Source organism: Aeromonas molluscorum (assembly GCF_051376105.1).
Lineage (GTDB): Bacteria > Pseudomonadota > Gammaproteobacteria > Enterobacterales > Aeromonadaceae > Aeromonas > Aeromonas molluscorum.
This window is the reverse complement of record NZ_JBPQCY010000001.1, coordinates 1,774,436-1,794,446: the sequence shown is the minus strand read 5'-3', so window position 1 is coordinate 1,794,446 and position 20,011 is coordinate 1,774,436. Positions and strand designations below refer to the sequence as shown.

Annotated in this window: 18 protein-coding genes and 1 pseudogene; 9 read left to right on the top strand and 10 right to left on the bottom strand. The window is 54.9% G+C overall.

All coding sequences use genetic code 11. The features are described from left to right. Positions 1-64: 64 nt before the first annotated feature. Positions 65-928, bottom strand: a complete 864-nt coding sequence (locus tag ACSMDR_RS08775; RefSeq protein WP_005894212.1) for a DMT family transporter — start codon at positions 926-928, stop codon at positions 65-67. Between the two features lie 90 nt (positions 929-1,018). Here ACSMDR_RS08775 and ACSMDR_RS08770 point away from each other — a divergent pair, with 90 nt between their 5' ends. Beyond that, positions 1,019-1,912: a LysR substrate-binding domain-containing protein gene (locus ACSMDR_RS08770; protein WP_005894210.1), complete on the top strand. Its 894-nt coding sequence runs from the start codon at positions 1,019-1,021 to the stop codon at positions 1,910-1,912. A gap of 36 nt (positions 1,913-1,948) precedes the next feature. Here ACSMDR_RS08770 and znuB read toward each other — a convergent pair whose 3' ends face one another. Further along, a complete protein-coding gene (gene znuB, locus ACSMDR_RS08765; RefSeq protein WP_436467945.1) occupies positions 1,949-2,728 on the bottom strand; it encodes a zinc ABC transporter permease subunit ZnuB in 780 nt (259 codons plus the stop codon). Between the two features lie 89 nt (positions 2,729-2,817). Continuing rightward, positions 2,818-3,583, bottom strand: a pseudogene (gene znuC, locus ACSMDR_RS08760) (zinc ABC transporter ATP-binding protein ZnuC). A 93-nt stretch (positions 3,584-3,676) separates the two neighbouring features. On the opposite strand from znuC, the gene znuA reads away from it, so the two are divergent. Together znuA and ACSMDR_RS08750 are read left to right on the top strand one after the other, a co-directional pair. Further along, positions 3,677-4,588: a zinc ABC transporter substrate-binding protein ZnuA gene (znuA, locus tag ACSMDR_RS08755; RefSeq protein ID WP_436467944.1), complete on the top strand. Its 912-nt coding sequence runs from the start codon at positions 3,677-3,679 to the stop codon at positions 4,586-4,588. Between the two features lie 48 nt (positions 4,589-4,636). Further along, positions 4,637-5,311, top strand: coding sequence for a transglutaminase-like cysteine peptidase (locus ACSMDR_RS08750; protein ID WP_005908187.1), 675 nt, complete (start codon positions 4,637-4,639; stop codon positions 5,309-5,311). Here the strand turns inward: ACSMDR_RS08750 and ACSMDR_RS08745 are convergent. Then, the gene (locus tag ACSMDR_RS08745; protein WP_436467943.1) at positions 5,306-6,247 is read right to left on the bottom strand and encodes a TAXI family TRAP transporter solute-binding subunit; all 942 of its coding nucleotides are present in this window, start codon (positions 6,245-6,247) and stop codon (positions 5,306-5,308) included. The genes ACSMDR_RS08750 and ACSMDR_RS08745 overlap by 6 nt on opposite strands. Next, positions 6,244-7,545, bottom strand: coding sequence for a LapD/MoxY N-terminal periplasmic domain-containing protein (locus ACSMDR_RS08740; RefSeq protein WP_436467942.1), 1,302 nt, complete (start codon positions 7,543-7,545; stop codon positions 6,244-6,246). Before ACSMDR_RS08740 ends, ACSMDR_RS08745 begins: the two co-directional genes overlap by 4 nt. A gap of 259 nt (positions 7,546-7,804) precedes the next feature. On the opposite strand from ACSMDR_RS08740, the gene mepM reads away from it, so the two are divergent. Continuing rightward, entirely contained in the window at positions 7,805-9,142 is a 1,338-nt protein-coding gene (gene mepM / locus ACSMDR_RS08735; protein WP_436467941.1) for a murein DD-endopeptidase MepM, read from the top strand. A gap of 118 nt (positions 9,143-9,260) precedes the next feature. On the opposite strand, the gene ACSMDR_RS08730 is transcribed toward mepM, so the two are convergent. Beyond that, the gene (locus ACSMDR_RS08730) at positions 9,261-10,205 is read right to left on the bottom strand and encodes a D-2-hydroxyacid dehydrogenase (RefSeq protein WP_436467940.1); all 945 of its coding nucleotides are present in this window, start codon (positions 10,203-10,205) and stop codon (positions 9,261-9,263) included. Positions 10,206-10,366: 161 nt separating this feature from the next. Here ACSMDR_RS08730 and ACSMDR_RS08725 point away from each other — a divergent pair, with 161 nt between their 5' ends. Next, positions 10,367-10,948: a YjaG family protein gene (locus tag ACSMDR_RS08725; RefSeq protein WP_005898583.1), complete on the top strand. Its 582-nt coding sequence runs from the start codon at positions 10,367-10,369 to the stop codon at positions 10,946-10,948. Positions 10,949-11,008: 60 nt separating this feature from the next. On the opposite strand, the gene ACSMDR_RS08720 is transcribed toward ACSMDR_RS08725, so the two are convergent. Then, positions 11,009-11,479, bottom strand: a complete 471-nt coding sequence (locus tag ACSMDR_RS08720; RefSeq protein WP_005898585.1) for a MarR family winged helix-turn-helix transcriptional regulator — start codon at positions 11,477-11,479, stop codon at positions 11,009-11,011. Between the two features lie 161 nt (positions 11,480-11,640). Between ACSMDR_RS08720 and ACSMDR_RS08715 the strand changes: the two genes are divergently transcribed. Further along, a complete protein-coding gene (locus tag ACSMDR_RS08715; RefSeq protein WP_005898586.1) occupies positions 11,641-12,168 on the top strand; it encodes a hypothetical protein in 528 nt (175 codons plus the stop codon). Positions 12,169-12,177: 9 nt separating this feature from the next. Next, positions 12,178-13,779, top strand: coding sequence for a BCCT family transporter (locus tag ACSMDR_RS08710; RefSeq protein ID WP_436467939.1), 1,602 nt, complete (start codon positions 12,178-12,180; stop codon positions 13,777-13,779). 102 nt (positions 13,780-13,881) lie between these two features. On the opposite strand, the gene mutS is transcribed toward ACSMDR_RS08710, so the two are convergent. Further along, a complete protein-coding gene (gene mutS, locus ACSMDR_RS08705; protein ID WP_436467938.1) occupies positions 13,882-16,443 on the bottom strand; it encodes a DNA mismatch repair protein MutS in 2,562 nt (853 codons plus the stop codon). 211 nt (positions 16,444-16,654) lie between these two features. Here mutS and ACSMDR_RS08700 point away from each other — a divergent pair, with 211 nt between their 5' ends. Beyond that, positions 16,655-17,923: a tyrosine-type recombinase/integrase gene (locus ACSMDR_RS08700; protein WP_436467937.1), complete on the top strand. Its 1,269-nt coding sequence runs from the start codon at positions 16,655-16,657 to the stop codon at positions 17,921-17,923. Between the two features lie 53 nt (positions 17,924-17,976). Here ACSMDR_RS08700 and ACSMDR_RS08695 read toward each other — a convergent pair whose 3' ends face one another. Together ACSMDR_RS08695 and ACSMDR_RS08690 are read right to left on the bottom strand one after the other, a co-directional pair. Continuing rightward, positions 17,977-18,744 carry a hypothetical protein gene (locus tag ACSMDR_RS08695; protein WP_436467936.1) on the bottom strand — a complete coding sequence of 256 codons (768 nt, stop codon included), beginning with the start codon at positions 18,742-18,744 and terminating at the stop codon, positions 17,977-17,979. Positions 18,745-18,758: 14 nt separating this feature from the next. Beyond that, entirely contained in the window at positions 18,759-18,929 is a 171-nt protein-coding gene (locus ACSMDR_RS08690) for a helix-turn-helix transcriptional regulator (protein ID WP_436468231.1), read from the bottom strand. A 422-nt stretch (positions 18,930-19,351) separates the two neighbouring features. On the opposite strand from ACSMDR_RS08690, the gene ACSMDR_RS08685 reads away from it, so the two are divergent. Continuing rightward, positions 19,352-19,972, top strand: coding sequence for a hypothetical protein (locus ACSMDR_RS08685; RefSeq protein WP_436467935.1), 621 nt, complete (start codon positions 19,352-19,354; stop codon positions 19,970-19,972). Positions 19,973-20,011: the final 39 nt, after the last annotated feature.

Below are 20,011 nucleotides of genomic sequence, written 5' to 3'. Positions count from 1 at the left end.
CACGGCTCGATCCTGCCCTTTCGTTAGCGGACTCCGAGGCCGTTATTACTCCCTCGATTCTTGTTTAGGCCGCAGGCTCAGTCAGAGGCTTGGCTCTGCCTTTTCCCCGCGCCATGGCGGCCAGGGGAATGATGATGCACAGGCAGCCAACCAGCAGGGGCAGACCGGGTTGCTCATCGAACAACCAGGCGCCAATGGCAACCGCCGCCAGCAGGCCGGTGTATTCGGCCGAGGCAATCTTGCTCGCCTCCGCCTTGCGATAGGCCAGCACGCACAGGCCCGCATAGACCATGATCAGCGCCGAGGAGCCGAACGCGGGCCAGAGCAGCTGCCACTGCCAGGGCGTCGGATCCCAGCAGGCCAGGGCGAAGATGATGGGCATGCTCAGCACGTTGGTGAAGAAGAGGGTCTGGACTATCGGCTGCTGCAGGGGGAGGCGCTTTATCAACAGGTTGTTGAGGGCCAGGGAGAGTGCGACGCCGAGCGCCGCCAGTGCGGCCCAGTTCACCTCGGTGGGGCGCAGCACGATCAACACGCCGATGAACCCCATCAGCGCGGTCAGTACTTTTTGCCGGGACATGGCTTCCCCCGCGATCCAGACCGCGAGCGGCACCATCAACAAGGGAGCCGCGTAGAAGAGAGCATTGGCTGTGGCCAGCGGTAACTGGGTCAGGGCTATCACCATGAGGCAGACGCCCCCCGCCCAGATGTGGGCGCGCAGCAGATGCCATTTGAGGGCGACCGGTGGGTGGCGACGCCAGGACCAGAGCAGCCAGGGGGCGAGCAGCAGCGCCGCCGAGACCTGGCGAAAGAAGACGAATTGGAAGATGGGCTGATCGGGATCCAGCACCTTGACCAGGACGTCCGAGAAGACGGCTATCACATTGCCAAAGACCAGATAGAGAATGCCTGCCGATACTGAATTCATACCACCTCCTGACTTGATGGGATCAGGGTAGCGGTGGGCTTACTATTGGGTAAAATGATAAATAAAGACCATCTATGAGATTTATAGATAATGAAACTGCCCCCACTGCGTGCCGTGCAATATTTCGAAGTAGTTGCCCGCCTGTTGAGCTTCTCCCGCGCCGCCATCGAGCTCCATGTCAGCCAGAGTGCCGTCAGCCATCAGATCCGCTTGCTCGAAGATTTCCTCGGTGAGCGATTGCTGCTGCGTCAGGGGCGGCTCTTGTCCTTGACGCTGCAGGGGGAGATCTATTTTGAGGGGATCGCAGCCGGGCTTGGTCAGATAGCCCAGAGCAGCGCCCAGCTCAGAGGAGGGGGGCAAATGCAGCTGCGACTCGCCGTCTACAGCTCATTTGCGGTCAAGTGGCTGATCCCGCGTCTGGCCAGTTTGCGCCAGCAGTGCCCCGAGCTCGACCTCAGCCTGGAGATGGTGGCCGAGGATCCGGAACTCTCCGATCGGGTGGCCGATTGCTTCATCACTGTCTGCCCCAATGGGCGTGGTTATAGCCATGATCTTATCTATCAGGAGCGGCTCTTCCCGGTGTGCAGCCGTCGGTTGTTGCAGCAGGTGGAAGGGGAGTGGCCGGATGCCATCTGGCAACTCCCCCTGCTGTCGGTGCAGTCCATCTACAAGTCGCGGGGGGAGGATTGGCTGCGCTGGGCCGAGGCGGGCGGGCTGACGGTGCCGGAGGGCGTGCGCATGCATCATTTCAGCCATGTCTTGCTGGCCATGGAGGCGGCGGCCTGGGATCAGGGAGTGACTTTCGTCAATGATTACATGGTGCGACCCGATGATCCCCAACTGGTACGTCTGCCGGTGCATCAGCTGGAGACAGGGGATGCCTTCTACTTCACCTGCAAGCGCGGGCGGGCCCATGAGCCCGCCATCAACCGCCTGCGTCAATGGCTGTTGCTGGAAACCTGCCAGAGCCTGCCACCACCCTAGATGGCAGCCTAATGATGAGATGCGCAGGTCAGCGCATCAGGCTCTCTTGAACTGGCTGAGGACAAACAGGCTGGCAGCGCAGACCACCACGGATGGACCCGCCGGGGTATCCTGGAACCAGGAGAGGCTCAGGCCACCCAACACGGCAAGGCAACCAATCAGCGCCGCAAACCCGGCCATCTGCTCCGGCGTCTGGCTGAAACGGCGCGCCGTCGCAGCCGGGATGATCAGCAAGGAGGTGATGATCAGCGCCCCGACGAACTTCATGGCCACGGCGATCACCAGGCCAATCAGCAGCATCAGCACGCAGCGCAGCACATCGACCCGCACCCCTTCCACCCGCGCCAGCTCTTCCGAGATGGTCATGGAGAGCAGGGGATCCCAGAGTTGCCTCAGGGTGAGCAGCACCAGTGCGCCACCACCGTAGATCCAGAGCAGATCCACCGGCTGGACCGAGAGCAGATCACCAAACAGATAGGCCATCAGATCGACCCGCACATTGTCCATGAAGCTCAAGGTCACCAGGCCCAGGGAGAGTGCGGTGTGGGCCAGGATGCCGAGCAGGGTATCGGTGGCGACCTGCTGGTTGCGGCTCATGACGACGAGCAGCATGGCCATGGCGAGGCAACAGACCACCACTGCCAGGGTGAGATCCACTTGCAGCAAGATGCCGAGTGCGATGCCAAACAGGCAGGCGTGGGAGAGGGTGTCGCCAAAATAGGCCATCTTGCGCCATACCACGAAGCTGCCCAGCGGCCCGGCCAAGAGGGCGATGCCGAGACCGGCGGCGAGGGCGTATAACAAAAAGCTGTCCACGTTAAGATCCTTACTTGCAATCGGTTGGCGAAAGGAGGTTCAGGCCGGGTTTGACTCAAGATTTATCCGGGCTTTGCACTGTCGTCGGCTTATTTGCGCGACGGCAGGCGGATGAGCGGAGCGGGCTCCACATGTTCATGCTGGCCATCGCAGTGGTGGTGATGGGTATAGACGGCCAGCACCTCCTGCTCGCTGCTCGGGTCGGCCGAACAGGCGCGCAAATTCCGGATGGCGGGCCACACTTTCCGGTTCTCCATGGCAGCAGACGTGGCCGTTCAGACAAATCACCTCATGGGTGCTTGCCATCACCAGATGCAAGTCGTGGGAGACCATGAGCACGGCGCAGTCGAACTCGGCCGCCAGTTTGCCTATCAGGGCATAGAGCTCGATCTGACCATTGATGTCGACCCCTTGCACCGGTTCATCCAGTACCAGGAGCTCCGGCTTGACCAGCAAGGCGCGGGCCAGCAGCACTCGTTGCATTTCACCGCCGGAGAGCTTTTGCATCCGGTTATCGAGCAGGCTCTGGCCACTGACCCGGGCAAGGGCTTCCTCAATGGAGAGGCGACCATTCTTGCCGAGCTGCAGGAAGCGGCGCACGGTGAGCGGCAGTGTCGGATCCAGATAAAGTCGTTGTGGCACATAACCGACCCGCAGGCCGCCCCTGCGCACTATCTGCCCCGAGTCTGGCTTGAGCAGTCCCAGCACCAGCTTGCTGAGGGTGCTCTTGCCTGCGCCATTAGGGCCCACAAGCGTGGTGATTTTGCCTTTATTGAGGGTAAAGGAGACCTTGTCGAGCACGAGTCGTCCATCGAATGAGAGACAGATCTCTTTGAGCTCCACCAATTGGGTCATGACAGCTCCGGGGTTTACAGCCAGTGAGAGTTATAATATAACAGTCGCGTTTTCTGTTATATTATCACATTCATCTGTCCTGACGAGATCCCTATGCGAATTCTTGCCCTGCTCACTGCGCTGCTTATGGTCAGCCTGCCGGTGCGTGCTACCACTGTCTTGACCACCATCAAACCCTTGGGTTTCATCGCCGCCGCCATCACGGATGGGGTCAGTGAACCTCAGGTGCTGTTGCCGACCGGCGCCTCGCCCCATGACTTTTCTCTGCGTCCTTCGGACATTCGTGCCATCAAGCAGGCGGGTCTGGTGGTGTGGGTCGGCCCGGAATTGGAAGGTTTCATGAGCAAACCCCTGACGGGTCTTCCCCATGTATTGACCCTGACCCGGGTCAAGGGGATGCCCCTGTTCGATTATGCCAACCAGGCCGGTGAGTCTCATGAGGGAGATGCTCATGACGAGCACGGTCATAATGGCCACGAGGGCCATCATCATGAGGGGGTGGATCCCCACATCTGGCTGGGGCCGGATCAGGCGAGGGTCATAGCCCAGGCGCTGGCGGACTCCTTGAGTGTCCAGGATCCGGCCAATGAGCCTCGCTATAAAGCCAATCTGCTCACCTTCAACCGCAAGCTGACCGAGAAAGAGCAAGCCATAGCCCCGCAGATGAAGGCGGTGAGCCAGCAAGGCTATTTCGTGTTCCACGAGGCTTATGGTTACTGGGAGCGCCACTATGGCATGAGCTCGCGAGGACATTTCACCGTGAGTCCTGAGCGCCGTCCCGGTGCCCGCACCCTGGTCGATATTCGTCATGCACTGGAGGAGAAGAAAGCCAGCTGCATCTTCGCCGAACCCCAGTTCTCGCCGGCGGTCATCGAGTCGGTGGCCCGCAACACTGGCGCCAAGGTACTGCTGCTGGATGAAGTGGGCGAAGAGATTAAGGTCGGGCCGGATGCCTATCCCCAGTTCATGCAACAGTTAGCTGACTCCTTTGCTCAGTGCCGTTAGGCGCAGCCGTCTATACTGACCTCCAGCGAAATGTAAGGAGCGTCGAATATGAGAAGGATCTCTCTGATAGTCTGCAGCGGCTTGCTGGCCTGCTGGTCGCTGCAGGCTTCCCAGCTGTCCACTTACCTGGCGGAGCCTCAGCTGAAAGCCAAGATGGCGGATGTCTATGGCAAGGCCGCTGTGAAGCGGGCTGAGGCCTATGCCCGCTTGCTGAGGCCTCGGGCTGGCACCACGGATCAGCAGAAAATAGTCTTGGTAAACAATTACTTCAATAATCTTACGTACAGCGAAGATCCCAAGCTGTGGGGCATGGATGATTATTGGGCTAACCCGCTGGAGTTCATTGGTGCCCGGGGGGGGGATTGTGAGGATTACAGCATTGCCAAGTACTACACATTGATGGAGTTGGGGGTCGAAGAGAAGAAGTTGCGGCTTGCCTATGTCAAGGCGGTCAGATACAACGCCTTTCATATGGTGACCCTCTATTTCCCCACGCCAAAAGCAGACCCGCTGGTACTGGATAACATCAATGGCCGCATACTGCCGGGCAGCAAACGCACCGATCTCATTCCCGTTTACAGTTTTGATGCCAAGAGTATCTGGGTAATGAAGTCACGTCGGGAAGGTACCCTGGCGGGCAGCGCAGACCGACTGGCACAATGGACATCGATGAAGAGTCGTTTCTCCAGCGAACACCTGCGCTCCCCCCGTCGTCAGCTATAGCTTGCCTGCGGCTTTGAGCTCCGCAAAGTAACGGGCAGCCCCAGGATGCTGGGGCACCATCAACACCGGCCCTATCTTGTTGCGCGCCCTGTGAAACAGATTGGCGTAGCCATAGGTTTGCTCGTTGAACTGTATCTGCTGGCTCAACATGGCCTTGGTGAGGCGGTAAACTTGCTCTTCCGGCACATCAACCCGGCTGACCAGGGTTGCCGCGATCGCGAAGGTGGGTATGGGTTTGGGATTGGCCGGGTAGATACGGGCAGGGATCTGGCTGCGCTGGTAATAAGGGCGACCTTTGATCAACTTGTCACGTACCTCGCCATCAATGGGCAGGAAGGTGATGCGGCACTGCTTGGACGCATCAAGCACCATGCGGTTGGGGTGGCCCATGACCAGTGCGAAGGCATCGATCTGCTTGCTGCACAATGCCTGTGGCAAGTTGGCCATGCTCTTCAAGTCGAGATCCTGTTCCTTGACGCCAAGCTGTGCCATGAGCGCCAGCGCAGTCTTGCGGGTGCCCGACCCTTTGAGCCCAAGATCAATGGGGGCCAGCTTGAGTTGCTCCAGGGACGTGATGTCTCCATCGGCGCGCACCACCAGGGTGAAGGGCTCTGCATGGGTGGCAAACAGGCTTCTCAAACGGGGTTGGGGGGCCCCCTCGAAAGCCCCTATCCCCTTGTTGGCCTGATACAGCCAGTCGGACTGGACTATGGCGTAGTCACTCGCATCCTCCTTCAATCGCTTCAAGTTTTCCAAGGAGCCGGAGGTCGCCAGGGGCCGGCAACTGGTACTGTCGTCCTGATCGTGGGCCAGGCGACAGAACTCCTTGGCCATCTGGTAATAGATCCCCTGTTCGGAGCCCGTGCCGATATAGAGGGTAGGGGCAGCCTGGAGGGACGGTATCATGAGCAGCGGCAGTAGCGGCAAGAGTTTCATTGGGTGGCTCCGTTGGCATGGCCGTCGATACCCCAGGCCCTGAGTGTGTCTATGTCGTCGATGGAACTTGCTTCTGCCAGCAGTATGTAACCCGAGCCATGCAAGCTTTGACTGACCAGATTCCAGTAGAGAGGAGCATTGGTCACCGCTAGGCTGATAAAGGTAGGATAGATGGGGTCAAGCTGGCTGAGCACCTCATTGTTGATGGGGATGGCGCTGAAAGCCAACTCCAGTCCGGCGCCTTCCAGTGCCATGAAACTCGCCATGGCATCGGCAGGCAGGATCGCCAGATCCCAGCGCCAATCGATGATCCGCCCTTTTGGCGCCTTGATAAGGGTGTTTTGCAGTGCAGGCCAGTGCGGATTGGCGAGCAGGCTGAGCGGGAGGGCAAGGCCTTCACACTCCTGATTGAGCCAGTAGGCAATGGCTTGTTCCAGCTCGATGAGCGAGGTTTCGCCCGAGAAGGATCGCCGTGGCAGCAAGCGCCGATAGAGCAGTATGTTTCCTTGGGTGGAGTAAAAATGCTGTTGTTGCCACCCCTCATCCACCGACTGAAGGTTAACCAGGGGAAGGTGACTGCTTGCCTCTTGCTGCTTGCCCAGCTGGGTGATCTTGAGACGCTGCTGCAGCATGTCCCGCTTGCGTTCAGAGACCAGCTGGTTGACCGAGCTGGCCACCTCCTTGAGTTCTTTGATCCAGGGAATAGGCAGCTCTGCACCATACTGGCGCTTGCGGATCAGGCTCAGCTGTTGATTGATCTCGGCGAGTGGACGTAGCAGACGCTTGCAGATCCAGGGAATGAGCAGGCTGAAGACGATCAGGCCACCAAGCAGGGCCAAACCGGTGCGACTGATGGCATTCCACAGATGCTGATAGGCGTAGCCACTATGGCCTTCCAGCGTCAGGGTGCCGAGCATGCGCCAGCCATCGGTCAGCTCCTGTTCGACTTTGACCGGCGGCATGGCGATAAGGTTTGGCAGCCAGGCAGGGATATTTTGCTGAGTGCTGGTAAACACCTTATGGAACAACATCTGTCCATCCGGATCGACCAGGGTGATGGCGCTGACGAAACCGCCATCGAACATGGCGTTGACTATGGTTTCAGCCAAGACCTTGTCTTCATTGAGCAGAGTACCTTGCAGCACCAGACCCAGGGCTGTGATGGCCGTTTCAAGATTGGCCGACATCTGGTCGAGGATAGACTGGCGGACAGTGGTGATTTCGAGCATGAACAGCAAAATGGCGCCAATCAGGAACAGGACGAGGATGATCCTGTTTAACAATTTTGCTAACGACATATCCACTCCATGGAAAAAGTTGCGCAACATGCGCCTGTCAGGGCCGATCGGGATCGGATCCAGTTCTTAAAAATAGGAAAAAATGAGCGGAAAGTGAGGATATTTTCTGCCAAAAACGGCAGCCTATGAATAAAATGTGATTTTGGTGCGAATTGCAGTGAACTTTTTTCGAAACGATGGGTCGAATGTGCAGCTTTATGCAAATTTATAACAATGAAATGACCCTATAACACTCCCAGAACTAATGACAGGAAAGCGGATGAAACGTCTTCGTCCCTTGGTAGCCAGTGCTGCCAACTGGGAACCACCGGTTCCCCGCAAACATTTTTACGCCATGTTACTGCTGACCGGGTTGACCCTGTCGGCGGTGGCGATATTGCCTGCGCCAGGGGATATTCTGGAGCGCCCGTTGCGCTTGGAACTGCCCCTCTCGGCTCATGGCACCGCCACCAATGAAGACAACACAGAATTTAACGCCATCCCGGATCATGAGCTGATCGACCCGGTCGCTCCCGAGGATGACATTCCCGCCGATACCGGTCCCGAGTGGCAAGACTACCGGGTGCGCAATGGTGAGAACCTCACCACTATCTTCAATACACTTGGCCTGTCGACTACCACCCTTTACAAGGTGCTCGATGCAGACAGCAAGAACAACCTGGCCCGTCTCAAGCCGGGGCAGACCATAGAGTTGCTGATCGATCAGGACAACATACTGCAGGAGATGAAGATCCGGTTGAACATCAAGGAGTCCCTTGAGCTCAAGCGGGTCGATGACAGCTACAGCGCCAACATGGTCAAAGAGGCGGTGGAGTGGCAGAAGAAAAACTTCGACGGCACCATCAGTGGCAGTTTCTACGTCAGTGCCCGCAATGCCGGTATCCCGGCCAGCCACATCAAGAAGATTGCCAACCTGTTTCAGTGGCGGCTCAACTTTGCCAGCGATCTGAAGAAGGGTGACAAGTTCAAGGTGCTGATGCAGCAGGAGACGGTACAGGGCAAGAACACCGGCAACAGCCAGTTGCTCGGGGTTGAAGTGATTAGCCAGGGTAAGAGCTTCTCGGCCTGGCTGGCAGAAGATGGTAACTACTATGATGCCCAGGGCCAGAGCCTGGAGCGCGGTTTCCGCCGCTATCCAACTCATAGTCGCTATCGCATCAGTTCGACCTTCAACCCGGCTCGCCGCCACCCCATCACCGGCATGGTACGCCCCCATGAAGGCACGGATTTCGCGGTTCCGGTCGGTACGGCCGTGCTGGCTACCGGTGATGGGGTGGTTGTCAAGGCGACTCGCCATCCTCTGGCTGGTACCTATGTGGTGATCAAGCATGGCCGTACCCTGAGTACCCGTTACCTGCACCTGAGCAAGCTGCTGGTCAAACCGGGTCAGAGAGTGAAGATGGGTGACAAGATAGCCCTGTCCGGTAACACGGGCCGATCCACGGGTGCGCATCTGCACTATGAGGTTCGACTCAACAACCGTCCTGTCAACCCCATGACGGTCAAATTGCCGATGTCCGAAGCCCTGAGCGGCAAGGCCAAGCGCCAGTTCCTGGCCAAGGTACAGTCTTACAAGAAAGAGCTGTTGGTGGGCTGAGTCGTGTTGACGCCAAGGCTCGAGCCTTGCAATAAAAAAGTCTCACAATAAAAAAGAGCCCGGTGGGCTCTTTTTTATTGCGGCTGACACGCCAGGTCAGCCGGTCTGGGCTTGGGGCTTAGTAGCCTCTGTCGAAGTCGATACGCCCATCCAGAGGCTGACCGTCGATGAAATGGATGTAGTTGCGCACGAAGATCTGGGCCACGTCTTCGGGAAAGCTGTAGGCGCTGTTGTGGGGCGTGATGATGAGGTTGGGGGTTGACCAGAGCTGACTGTCGACGGGCAAGGGCTCTTGCTCGAACACATCCAACACGGCATGGGCCAGCTTGCCGGCAGCCAGGGCATCGAGCAAATCCTGGGTGTGGATGGCCGTGCCGCGACCGACATTAAACAGGATGGCGTTCGGCTTGCAGTGTTCGAAGCGTTCCCGGGTGAACAGATGACGGGTCTCGCGGGTTGCTGGCAACACGCTCACTATCACATCGCTCTGGCTCAGTAATCGATTCAGCGCGGCCAGCTGGTACACCTCATCAAAGCCAACACGCTCGTGGCCACTGCGACTGACCCCGAGCACCCGCATGCCGAAATGCCGACCGGTCTGGGCGATATGCTGGCCTATGCTGCCGGTGCCAAGCACCAGTAGTGTCTTGCCCTTGAGTCCCTGATAGGGATGGCTCTGCCAACGTTGCTGCGCCTGTTGCTCGCGGTAGCAGGCGAGTTGACGGGTCAGGCTGAGCAGGTGGCCGAACACATATTCACTCATCAGGGGGCCGAAGATGCCACGCACATTGGTGAGTTGATAATCGTGGCGGCAGTCGTTGCCCAGCAGTACATCCACCCCTGCGTAGCTCGATTGCAGCCAGCTCAGCTTGTTCGCTCGTGCCAGCAAGGGTTTGGCGCGTGCAGGCTCGGCGAGCAGAATATGAGCCTCGCCGATGAGGGACTCGGCTTCACTTGGGTTGTCGGCTCGCAGGATGCGAAGATGAGGCAGACGCGCGGCCTGCAACAGACGCTGGTAGTGGGCATTGTCCTGACTGAGCAGTAGCAGGGTTCGTTGGCTCATTGGCGAATTCCTCATAAGGCAGGCGGCGAGGGAGGGGGGGCCGCTCTTTTCATCTTACCCGACTTGTCAGGGCAACAAAGTCGACCAGCTCGCTTTTTCGTTTTCGCCGCGTCCCCCCGTGGGCTACAATCTGCCCCACATTTTATGAAGGATCTCCTGCCGTGTTTGGTGACAAGTTTTATAAGCGACTGGCCGAGTTACAACCTTGGCAGCAAACCGTCTATACCCTGGCTCTGGCCGAGCGTATGTATCCGAATTATGCCTTGTTCGCCCAGGCCTCGGGTTTTGGTGATGCCAAGGCCTATCGCCACGCTCTGGATCAGATGTGGAGCTACCTTACGGTCAAGGGGTCTCGCGTCAATCTGGGGGCTATCCTGGAGGCGTTTGAGGTCTATATTCCCGAGCCAGGCAAATTCGAATCCTACGGTGCCTATCCTGCACTGGATGCCTGCGTGGCCCTGGGCTGTGCCTATAACTCGGTGATCTGCCGGGTTGGCGAAGAGGCAATGGATGCCAGCCACGCTTCGGTCGGTACGGTAGCGGGTTTCATCGAACTGCTGGAAGAGCGCGATCTGACCGAAGAAGAGCTCTATGAGCACGAGTATATGGAGGCGGAATTGGAGTTCCAGGTCGAGCTGCTCAAGCGGGTCGCCCATGAGCGTGACAGCGACCGGATCCTCGCCATCAAAGCCTTCGCGGCTCAGGATGGTGTATCCAATATCGGTATCTCGCTGGAAGAGTAAGACGCTTGCGCGATGAGATTGCAAAAAGCCCCCGTCGGGGGCTTTTTGCATATATGTCACTCAGTCGGTGAGTGAATTCACGCTCAGCACGGGGGCGGCATCTATCCCGCTGGCATTCATCATGTGGGAGATGCGTTGCAGCGAAGAGAGCAGCAGGGTCTGTTCCCAGACTTCCAGCGACTGAAAGCGCTGAATAAAGTGCACCTGCAAGGGAGTCGGAGCCTGAGCCAGCAGCAGTTGACCCTGCTCGGTCACAGTGGCATGTACCTTGCGCTTATCGGTCTGACTGCGGATCCGTTGCACCAGACCACGACTCTCCAGCCTGTCCATGATGGTCGTGGCGGTGGCCTGACTCATATTGGTGTGGTTGGCCAGCTGGCGCATCGAGATCTGCCCCAGCTCATTTATTCCTTTGAGCAGCAACAATTGTGGTGCCGTTAGACCCGCCTCCTTGATCAAACGCTTCGAGTGCATATCGATGGCTCGAATGATTTGGCGCAGCGCGACCAAGACTTCATCATGTTTTTCCATGGTATCAGACCATTAAAGAGGCGTTGTAGGGTACAGATTCTCGGGCCAATCAACACTTGGGTCAAGAGGCCTATGCGTCATTTAGTTTCAGTTCAAAGCATTTTTGTGGTATTTTATGCGGCCTTTACCAAATTTAAACCTGATATTTGAGGAACAAGATGATGACAAACGATCTGGACATCAAGTCTCTGGTTACCGAGTTAACCGTGGTGCGCGTGCGCTACGAGTTGCCCGACACCTCTGCTTTCATTCGTTATCAGCCCCGTTACGATGAAGACCCCAACACCCTCAAAGTACACCACTATGATGGTGAAATCCCCCTCTCCTGTACCAACACCGGCCGTTTCACCCTCAAGGAGCTGGTCAACGAGATGCGTTATGCCTATGTGCTGGTGCATCTGTTCCCCAATGAGAGCGCCATGAATTTCTACCTCTCTGGTCTGGATAATGGTTTGGCCCAGCTCGAGTTCATTGGTGGTAGCTATGATTTCAACCGCCTCTGGATCAGTAGCGGTATCTCCAATGTAGGCATCCCCATGGCTATCTTCCTTGGCAAGCGCCATGCGGTTAATGGTCAGCCTTCAGTCAGCTTGGTCGACCATCGCGATGATAGCGCAGGCAAGCTGGTCTACCGTGCCATCGGCGGCGCCGGCGATCATGTCGGTGAAGACTTTTACAATCAAGACTAAGGAGGGTCAGTGAGAGCGACCAAAGGGATATTCAAAGGCCTTAATTCAACCATGGCGACCACGGCCCTGACCGTGATCACCCTCTTCCTGCTATTCGGGGTCTTCGATCCCGATACGGCGGCATCCTGGTTCAGCGGCGCCAAAGACACCATCATCGCCAGCTTCAAGTGGTATTACATCCTGGTGGTGGCACTCTTCCTGTTCTTTGCCATCTATCTGATGTTCAGCCGCTTTGGCAGCATTCGTCTGGGGGATGATGATCAGGAACCCGAGTACGGTTATTTTGCCTGGTTCTCCATGCTGTTCAGTGCAGGCATGGGCATAGGGTTGGTGTTCTGGAGTATTGCCGAGCCGATGTTCCATCTGCAGGCCAACCCCTTCATCGAGAAAGGCATGACCCCCGAAGCCGCCCAGGTCGCCATGCGGGTTACCTTCTATCACTGGGGCCTGCACCCCTGGGCCATCTATGCGATCGTTGGCCTCTCTCTGGCGTTTTTCAGCTACAGACGCAAGCTGCCACTGGCCATTCGTTCCGTGCTCTACCCCCTCCTGGGTGACAAGATCTATGGTTTCTGGGGCCATGCAGCCGATGTGCTGGCCGTGTTCGGTACTGTGTTCGGGGTTGCCACGTCCTTGGGGTTGGGGGTTGCCCAGATGAACACGGGCCTCAATCAAATGTTTGGCATGGCCGTTTCCCAGACCAATCAGCTGTGGCTCATCGGTGGTATCACCCTGGTTGCTACCCTGTCGGCAGTCTCTGGGGTAGGGCGTGGGGTCAAGATTTTATCCGAGCTCAACGTTTGGCTTAGCATTCTGATTTTGCTGGTGTTTGTGTCGATGGGGCCGACGATTTATATTCTTAATTCCTATGTCCAGAACATCGGCGACTACCTGCAAAACCTCGTCAAATTGAGCTTTTGGACCAATACCGAAGCCAATGGCACCTCCTCCTGGCAATCCTCCTGGACCGCCTTTTACTGGGGCTGGTGGATAGCCTGGGCACCTTTTGTTGGTATGTTTATCGCCCGTATCTCCAAGGGGCGCACCATACGTGAATTCGTCATGGGCGTGCTGTTGGTACCCTCCTTGCTCGGCATGTTCTGGCTGACGGTCTTTGGTGGCACCGCCATTCATCTGGAGTTGTTCGGTGCAGGTGGTGTGGCAGAGGCAGTCAATCAGGATGTGACCCAGGCGCTCTACAAGACGGTGGACATGCTGGATTGGGGCAGTGTGGGTCTGATTGCCAAGGGCATCCTGACCCTGCTGATCTGCACCTACTTCATCACTTCCTGTGACTCGGGCACCCTGGTGATTACGACGCTGCTCTCTATTGGTGAGAGTGAGCCGCCGATACGTCACCGCGCCGTCTGGGGCATAGGTCAGGGGTTGGTTGCTGCCATCTTGCTGATGTCAGGGGGATTGGCTGCCTTGCAGGCCGCCAGTATCATCGCCGCCTTGCCCTTCTCGGTGATCATGCTGGCCATGTGTTACTCGCTGATCCTCGGTCTCAAGCAGGAGAGCCAGCATCAGGTCGAGTACCGACAGAACCTGAAACGACATGATGGCTCTAGCTATATGAGCCTGAAAGAGCGTATAGGCCCGGGCACCTGATGATGCCCTGATGCCTGTGAATGCAGGCATCTCATCCAAAAAAGGGGAACCCGACGGGTTCCCCTTTTGTTTGCGCATGCGCCGCCCGGCGCAACGCGGCTGTCAGACCAGTTGTTTGAGGCGATAGAGCAGATCCAGTGCTTGGCGGGGGGATAACTCATCCGGGCGTATCTGTGCCAACTCCGTCACTGCCGGGTGAGGCAGTGGCAAGGGCTGTGGCGGAGGTGTGCTGCCGCCCTCCGTACCTGCCACCAACGGAGTGCCACGCTCCAGTTCGGCCAGCTTGTGGCGCGCCTGATGGATCACCGATTTGGGCACGCCAGCCAGGGCAGCGACTTGCAGGCCGTAAGAGCGGCTGGCCGCCCCTTCCTGCACCGCATGCATGAAGGCGATGGTATCGCCGTGCTCCACCGCATCCAGATGGACGTTGGCGAGATTGGGCAGCAGTTCCGGCAGCTTGGTCAGCTCGAAGTAGTGAGTGGCAAACAGGGTGTAGGCCCCTATCTGGCTGGCCAGCTGCTCGGCGCAGGCCCAGGCCAGTGACAGGCCATCATAGGTGCTGGTACCGCGACCTATCTCGTCCATCAACACCAGGCTCTGGGCGGTGGCATTGTTGAGGATATTGGCGGTTTCAGTCATCTCCACCATGAAGGTGGAGCGGCCCGAGGCGAGATCGTCCGAGGCGCCGATGCGGGTAAAGATGCGATCTATGGGGCCGATGCGGGCGCTGTCAGCCGGAACATAAGCACCAATGTGCGCCAGCAGCACGATGAGGGCCGTCTGGCGCATATAGGTAGATTTACCCCCCATGTTGGGACCCGTGATGATCAGCATCTGCCGATCCTGCTTCAGATTGACCGGGTTGGCGATGAAGGGATCCTTCATCACCTGCTCCACCACGGGATGGCGTCCCCCTTCGATCAGGATCTGATCCTCGTTGGTCAGGGTGGGGCATCGGTAGTTGAGGGTCTCGGCTCGCTCCGCCAGGTTGGCCAGTACGTCCAGCTCGGCCAGGGCGGCGGCAGACTCTTGCAGTTCGGCCAGATGGGGCAACAGAGTATCGAGCAACTCTTCATAGAGTCGCTTCTCCAGGGCCAGGGCACGACTCTGGGCGGTCAGTATTTTGTCTTCATACTGCTTGAGTTCATCGATGATGTATCGCTCATTATTTTTAAGGGTCTGGCGGCGGATGTAGTGGGCCGGCACCAGATGGCTGTTGGCCCGGCTCACCTCGATGAAGAAACCATGCACCCTGTTGTAACCCACCTTGAGGGTGTTGATGCCGGTCTCCTGTTTCTCCCGCTCCTCGATGCGGCCCAGGACGGCGGTGGCGCCATCGGCCAGATCGCGGATCTCATCGAGTTCGCCATTGAAGCCCTCGCGAATGACCCCGCCATCGCGAATAAGTACCGGAGGGGTCTCCATGATGGCCCGCTCCAGCAGATCCAGCAGCTCCGGGAAACTGGCTGCGCGATCGCGCAGTCGCTGCACTGCTTCGTGCTGGCTGTCCGCCAGTAAGGCTTGCAGATGCGGAAGTTGGGAAAACGCCTGACGTAACCGAGTCAGATCCCGAGGACGGGCGGAGCGCAGGGCGAGCCGGGCCAACACCCGCTCCATGTCGCCAACCTGACGCAGCAGGGCACCCAGCTCATCATAGAGGTTTGCCTCGATCAGTTCAGATATGGTGCTCTGGCGACCGCGCAGCAGCACCCGATCGCGGATGGGCTGATGCAACCAGCGTTTGAGCAACCGGCTGCCCATGGGGGTCTGAGCGCGGTCCAGCACCTCGGCCAGGGTATTTTCGTAGCCACCGGCCAGATTCTGGGTCAATTCCAGGTTGCGACGGGTCGCGGCATCCATGATGACGGCATGATCAGGTTGCTCTAGCCTTACCCCGCGAATGTGGGGCAGGGCGGTGCGCTGGGTATCCTTGACGTACTGCATCAGACAGCCGGCGGCGCACAGGGCTATCTCGCTCTTGTCGACACCAAAGCCGACCAGATCCTGGGTACCAAATTGCTGGCAGAGCAGTTTGCGGGCCGTGCCCAGTTCAAACTCCCACTCGGGGCGGCGGCGCAGGCCGCGGCGGCCGGTGATGTGGTGCATGAATTCGAAAGATTCCGGATGGAGCAACTCGGCCGGGTTGGTGCGTTGCAACTCGGCCAGCAGCGTCTCTTCCTTGTCGAACTGGTTGATGAAGAAACGGCCCGAGCTGATATCCAGGGTGCCAAAACCGAACTGGCGACCATCGTGATAGACGGCGGCGATCAGGTTGTCCTGGCGTTCATTGAGCAGCGCCTCGTCGGAGACGGTGCCCGGGGTAACGATACGGATCACCTTGCGCTCGACCGGCCCCTTGCTGGTGGCCGGATCCCCCACCTGTTCACAGATGGCGGCCGACTCGCCGAGTTGCACCAGCTTGGCCAAATAGCCTTCGATGGCGTGATAGGGCACCCCTGCCATGGGAATGGCGGTGCCGGCGGACTGACCACGCTTGGTCAGGGAGATGTCGAGCAGCTGCGCCGCCCGACGGGCATCGTCATAGAAGAGTTCGTAGAAGTCGCCCATCCGGTAGAACAGCAGTATCTCAGGGTTCTCGGCCTTGAGGCCCAGGTACTGCTGCATCATAGGTGTGTGATTGTGGAGATTCTCTATTGCTGACATGTAGTTATCTCTCTTTACATGCTTATATTACAATGGCTTATGGTGTTTTCGTGGTATCTTGTTTGCTCTGAGAGTCTCACTCATCTCACCCAATCGCAGGCGAAAATGTAGGTTGAAGTGTAGGTTTTGATTTTGTAGCCTACAGTGACATTAAGCCCTATGCATGCGGCCAAGCTAGGAGAGCGTATGCATCAGCCATAGGAGGTCGGTTATGCCAGCGGACAAGGGTAACAAAGCACTGTCCTTTAGAGCAATTGAAGTCATGAAGCCAACGGATAGCGATAAGGCTGACAATGGGGTCAACAGAGGGCTTCGTGTTACTTGTGGGAAGACAGGTAAAAAGACATTTTTCTATCGTTATACGAGCCCAGTAACAAATAAGTTAATTCAGATCTCACTTGGCGTATTTCCAGCCGTATCCTTAGAGCAGGCCCGTATAAAGCTAAGGGAGCTTAAGCTCATCAGGCAACAAGGCCGATGTCCGGCTACCGAGGCGAGAGCTGCCGCGCTTGAGCTTAAACAGCAAATCAAGAATGAAAGCGAACTCGGGATGTTCACCCTTCAAGCGATGATCGAGCTTTATCTACAAAACCATATAGAAGATCAACGTTTACCTAATGGTACGATAAAGAGTGGGGCAAGGAAAAAGAAAGGTCAGGCTGAGGCTAGGCGCACTCTGTATGGCGATGCGGTTCCAATGCTTGGTGAGCGATTGGCTCGTGATGTGAGTAGACAAGATATTATTGATCTTGTTATGTCCATCGTGAATCGAGGCGCTAATGTTCAGGCTGGAAATGTATTGCGCGAAATTCTAGCCGCTTACGATTATTCAATGGGGATGGGAAAGTTTGACGATCAATTTATCAACCCTGCGCTTCAAGCAAAAGTGAGTTTGGTTCGAACAAAGGTGAAGCTGACATCAAAAAAAGGTAGTCGCTTTTTGAATGACGATGAAATTAGGCTGTTTCTCGCTTGGTTGCCTAGCTCAAAATTCACTGAAGTGCAAAAGAACATATTTCGAATGACGTTATGGACAGGATGCCGGACAGGTGAGATATGTGAGGCTACTTGGCGAAACATAGACCTTAATGAGGGAGTGTTCCATATCAGAGAGTCAAAGACTGGTGTCGCAAGAGAGATTCAACTCCCTCGTCAATGCATCCATTTTCTCAGAATAAATAAGATAGGAAATGAAGTTTACTTGTTCCCATCCCAGAGGACGGGAAAGCCAATTAAACAGAAGCAGTTAACTGAAAGTGCTTGGGTAATGAGAGAAGCAGACTTGATGTTAGATATTCCTCGATGGACTCCCCACGATCTCCGTCGAACGGTTAGAACAGGACTGTCTCGTTTGCAATGTCCTTCTGAAGTAGCAGAAGCCATTCTCGGGCATACCAAGAAAGGTTTGATCGGCACATATGATCTTCATAGATATCCAATTACCCAGTGTTATTACTTAATATCCATAGATAGAGCTTAATAGTAAGCTAAGGGTATGGAGTACCACATGCTCATAGCTAATAGTGTTTAATTCTAAGGAATTTTAGTTAAGCCATCTTTGTTTCTTCGTACTCTAAAACGAAACTCTAAATCGCGCATAGTCAACCTATCTATAAAGACTAAATGATCTATAAACAAATCATATGAAAGTCTATTCTTCTTTACCTTATAGTTTCTGTTGCTTTTCTTTGGCTTGTTTTGCCACATGAATTTATAAATGTAGTTGCACAGCCCTTTCAAACAATATATACCTTTAATATTTAAAGGTATAGCTTTTGCTTCCAATCTAGCTGATAGGTGCTTGGTGTTAATTTTTTTACGCATATCTTTTAGGTTTGATATTGGGATGTCTTCGCTGATAACATGAATATGAGGAACCCACCTTTTTGTTTCAAAATCATAATCAATCTCTACGCAACCGACAACACAGGAGGTTATATTGGAATTCTTTAGGTAGCATCGAAATTTATCCTTGACATATTTGATGTTTATGTCGTATATCCTTATATCAGATGATAAAATTGGATAGGGCACATAAGTTATAAATGACTTATTTGGAGATTTCGATAATAGTTCCATAACGCTTTTGGTAAACTTCTTTCTATCAATTGATATGCATATAGGGCATGCGAGGCTACCACAACGTTCATCAGGTGAGCAGTTTAGAAGCCTATGCATGAGATGCGTTGCCTCAATATTTTTGCTGTGCCGCAAGACATTTATTCTAAGCATAAGCTCTCTCCAGCTTATTTTATGGCTAAGCTCGTCCCAATTTTCGTTAAAATATCTGTCCTTTCTCATGACTATTCTCCTTTCTACATATCTGCTTTAGGTAGTGATTGCATCCATTCAGCGATCTCAGAAGAGAGCCATCCGGTGGTTTTACTACTGAGTCTTCGGCCAGAGGGGAATGTGCCCGCTTTTATCTTCCGATAAATAGTCGGGATGGATATGCCGCATACTTGGCTAACCTCTTTGATCCGCATGATTTTGTCTGAGAGCATGAACTTCCTCCTTTGCAGAGTTCATGTCCCCTTTACAGATGGAGTCTCTTAGTGATTGTGATGCTCACAAAAAGCAGGTTTTCTCTATAGCTAGAGCAGTGCGCAGATATGGGCGGTAGATGTAATTCTCATATAATTCAATGCATTATTGTGTTCGTTGCCATCTTTTTTGATGTGAGATTTTTTTGTGATGCTCACAAATTAATATGGCAGGGTGTTTTGATATGTACGTCACGGCAGATTACGAATCTGATTTGTGAGGCTCACAAATCACTGCCTCTTACAAGGAGGATGTCTTTTGTGATGCTCACATCACTGTTGCTACATCTTCTTGGATCTCATCAGTCCCGTGAGGTAAGGTGACATCTTTCTAGTTGTGCGCCTTGTCATATGGGGAATGGAGAATGAAAGGAATAAAATCGGAGGAAACTTTAGATGAGCTATTTGATGCGTTAGATGAGGCGTTTGGTGATGATTTTTCTGGTATCGAATCCCCTGAATCAATAGACCGCTATGCTGCTACCTTGAGAAAGCAGAATTCAGTGAATAAGATTGTCGAATCTGGGATGAAGACAATAAAGCTGAATGTTGACTCTGCACTTTATGAAAACTTGAGAGTCATTTATGAAAGGGCGGGGTTTGGATATGTAGATAGAGGGGCGGGAAATAGTTTCAAAATAGCTGAATTATCTGCAGCTTTGTCATATTTTTTATTCGTTAATTCAGATGACGCATGTTTCGGAACTTTATTTGGATATAAAGCTTATCTATATAGCATGTATTCAATTATACAGTATAGAAAAAGAGAAGTTGGTGATGGAGAAGAGTCAGTTTGTGATTTTTTAAACAATAGAAAATATAAGTTCTTTAATAAGCTAACATACAATGAAAAAGATGGTGAAAAATGGAACAAAGAAAACATAGAGATCTTTTTCGAAAGTCGCGATGTTTCCAAAGTTATATCCACTCTTGTAGAAAGGAAGCAGTTGAAATTTCGTAAAAGAAAGTCGGTTAAAAAGGGGTGAGAGTTTATTCTGGATCAATTTTATATAAATTGACTGTCA

Excerpts from the sequence above, each read along its gene's own strand:
- ACSMDR_RS08775 (WP_005894212.1), bottom strand. The coding sequence starts at position 928 with ATGAATTCAGTATCGGCAGGCATTCTCTATCTGGTCTTTGGCAATGTG.
- ACSMDR_RS08770 (WP_005894210.1), top strand. The coding sequence starts at position 1,019 with ATGAAACTGCCCCCACTGCGTGCCGTGCAATATTTCGAAGTAGTTGCC.
- znuA (WP_436467944.1), top strand. The coding sequence starts at position 3,677 with ATGCGAATTCTTGCCCTGCTCACTGCGCTGCTTATGGTCAGCCTGCCG.
- ACSMDR_RS08750 (WP_005908187.1), top strand. The coding sequence starts at position 4,637 with ATGAGAAGGATCTCTCTGATAGTCTGCAGCGGCTTGCTGGCCTGCTGG.
- ACSMDR_RS08745 (WP_436467943.1), bottom strand. The coding sequence starts at position 6,247 with ATGAAACTCTTGCCGCTACTGCCGCTGCTCATGATACCGTCCCTCCAG.
- ACSMDR_RS08740 (WP_436467942.1), bottom strand. The coding sequence starts at position 7,545 with ATGTCGTTAGCAAAATTGTTAAACAGGATCATCCTCGTCCTGTTCCTG.
- mepM (WP_436467941.1), top strand. The coding sequence starts at position 7,805 with ATGAAACGTCTTCGTCCCTTGGTAGCCAGTGCTGCCAACTGGGAACCA.
- ACSMDR_RS08730 (WP_436467940.1), bottom strand. The coding sequence starts at position 10,205 with ATGAGCCAACGAACCCTGCTACTGCTCAGTCAGGACAATGCCCACTAC.
- ACSMDR_RS08720 (WP_005898585.1), bottom strand. The coding sequence starts at position 11,479 with ATGGAAAAACATGATGAAGTCTTGGTCGCGCTGCGCCAAATCATTCGA.
- ACSMDR_RS08715 (WP_005898586.1), top strand. The coding sequence starts at position 11,641 with ATGACAAACGATCTGGACATCAAGTCTCTGGTTACCGAGTTAACCGTG.
- mutS (WP_436467938.1), bottom strand. The coding sequence starts at position 16,443 with ATGTCAGCAATAGAGAATCTCCACAATCACACACCTATGATGCAGCAG.
- ACSMDR_RS08700 (WP_436467937.1), top strand. The coding sequence starts at position 16,655 with ATGCCAGCGGACAAGGGTAACAAAGCACTGTCCTTTAGAGCAATTGAA.
- ACSMDR_RS08695 (WP_436467936.1), bottom strand. The coding sequence starts at position 18,744 with ATGAGAAAGGACAGATATTTTAACGAAAATTGGGACGAGCTTAGCCAT.
- ACSMDR_RS08690 (WP_436468231.1), bottom strand. The coding sequence starts at position 18,929 with ATGCGGATCAAAGAGGTTAGCCAAGTATGCGGCATATCCATCCCGACT.
- ACSMDR_RS08685 (WP_436467935.1), top strand. The coding sequence starts at position 19,352 with ATGAAAGGAATAAAATCGGAGGAAACTTTAGATGAGCTATTTGATGCG.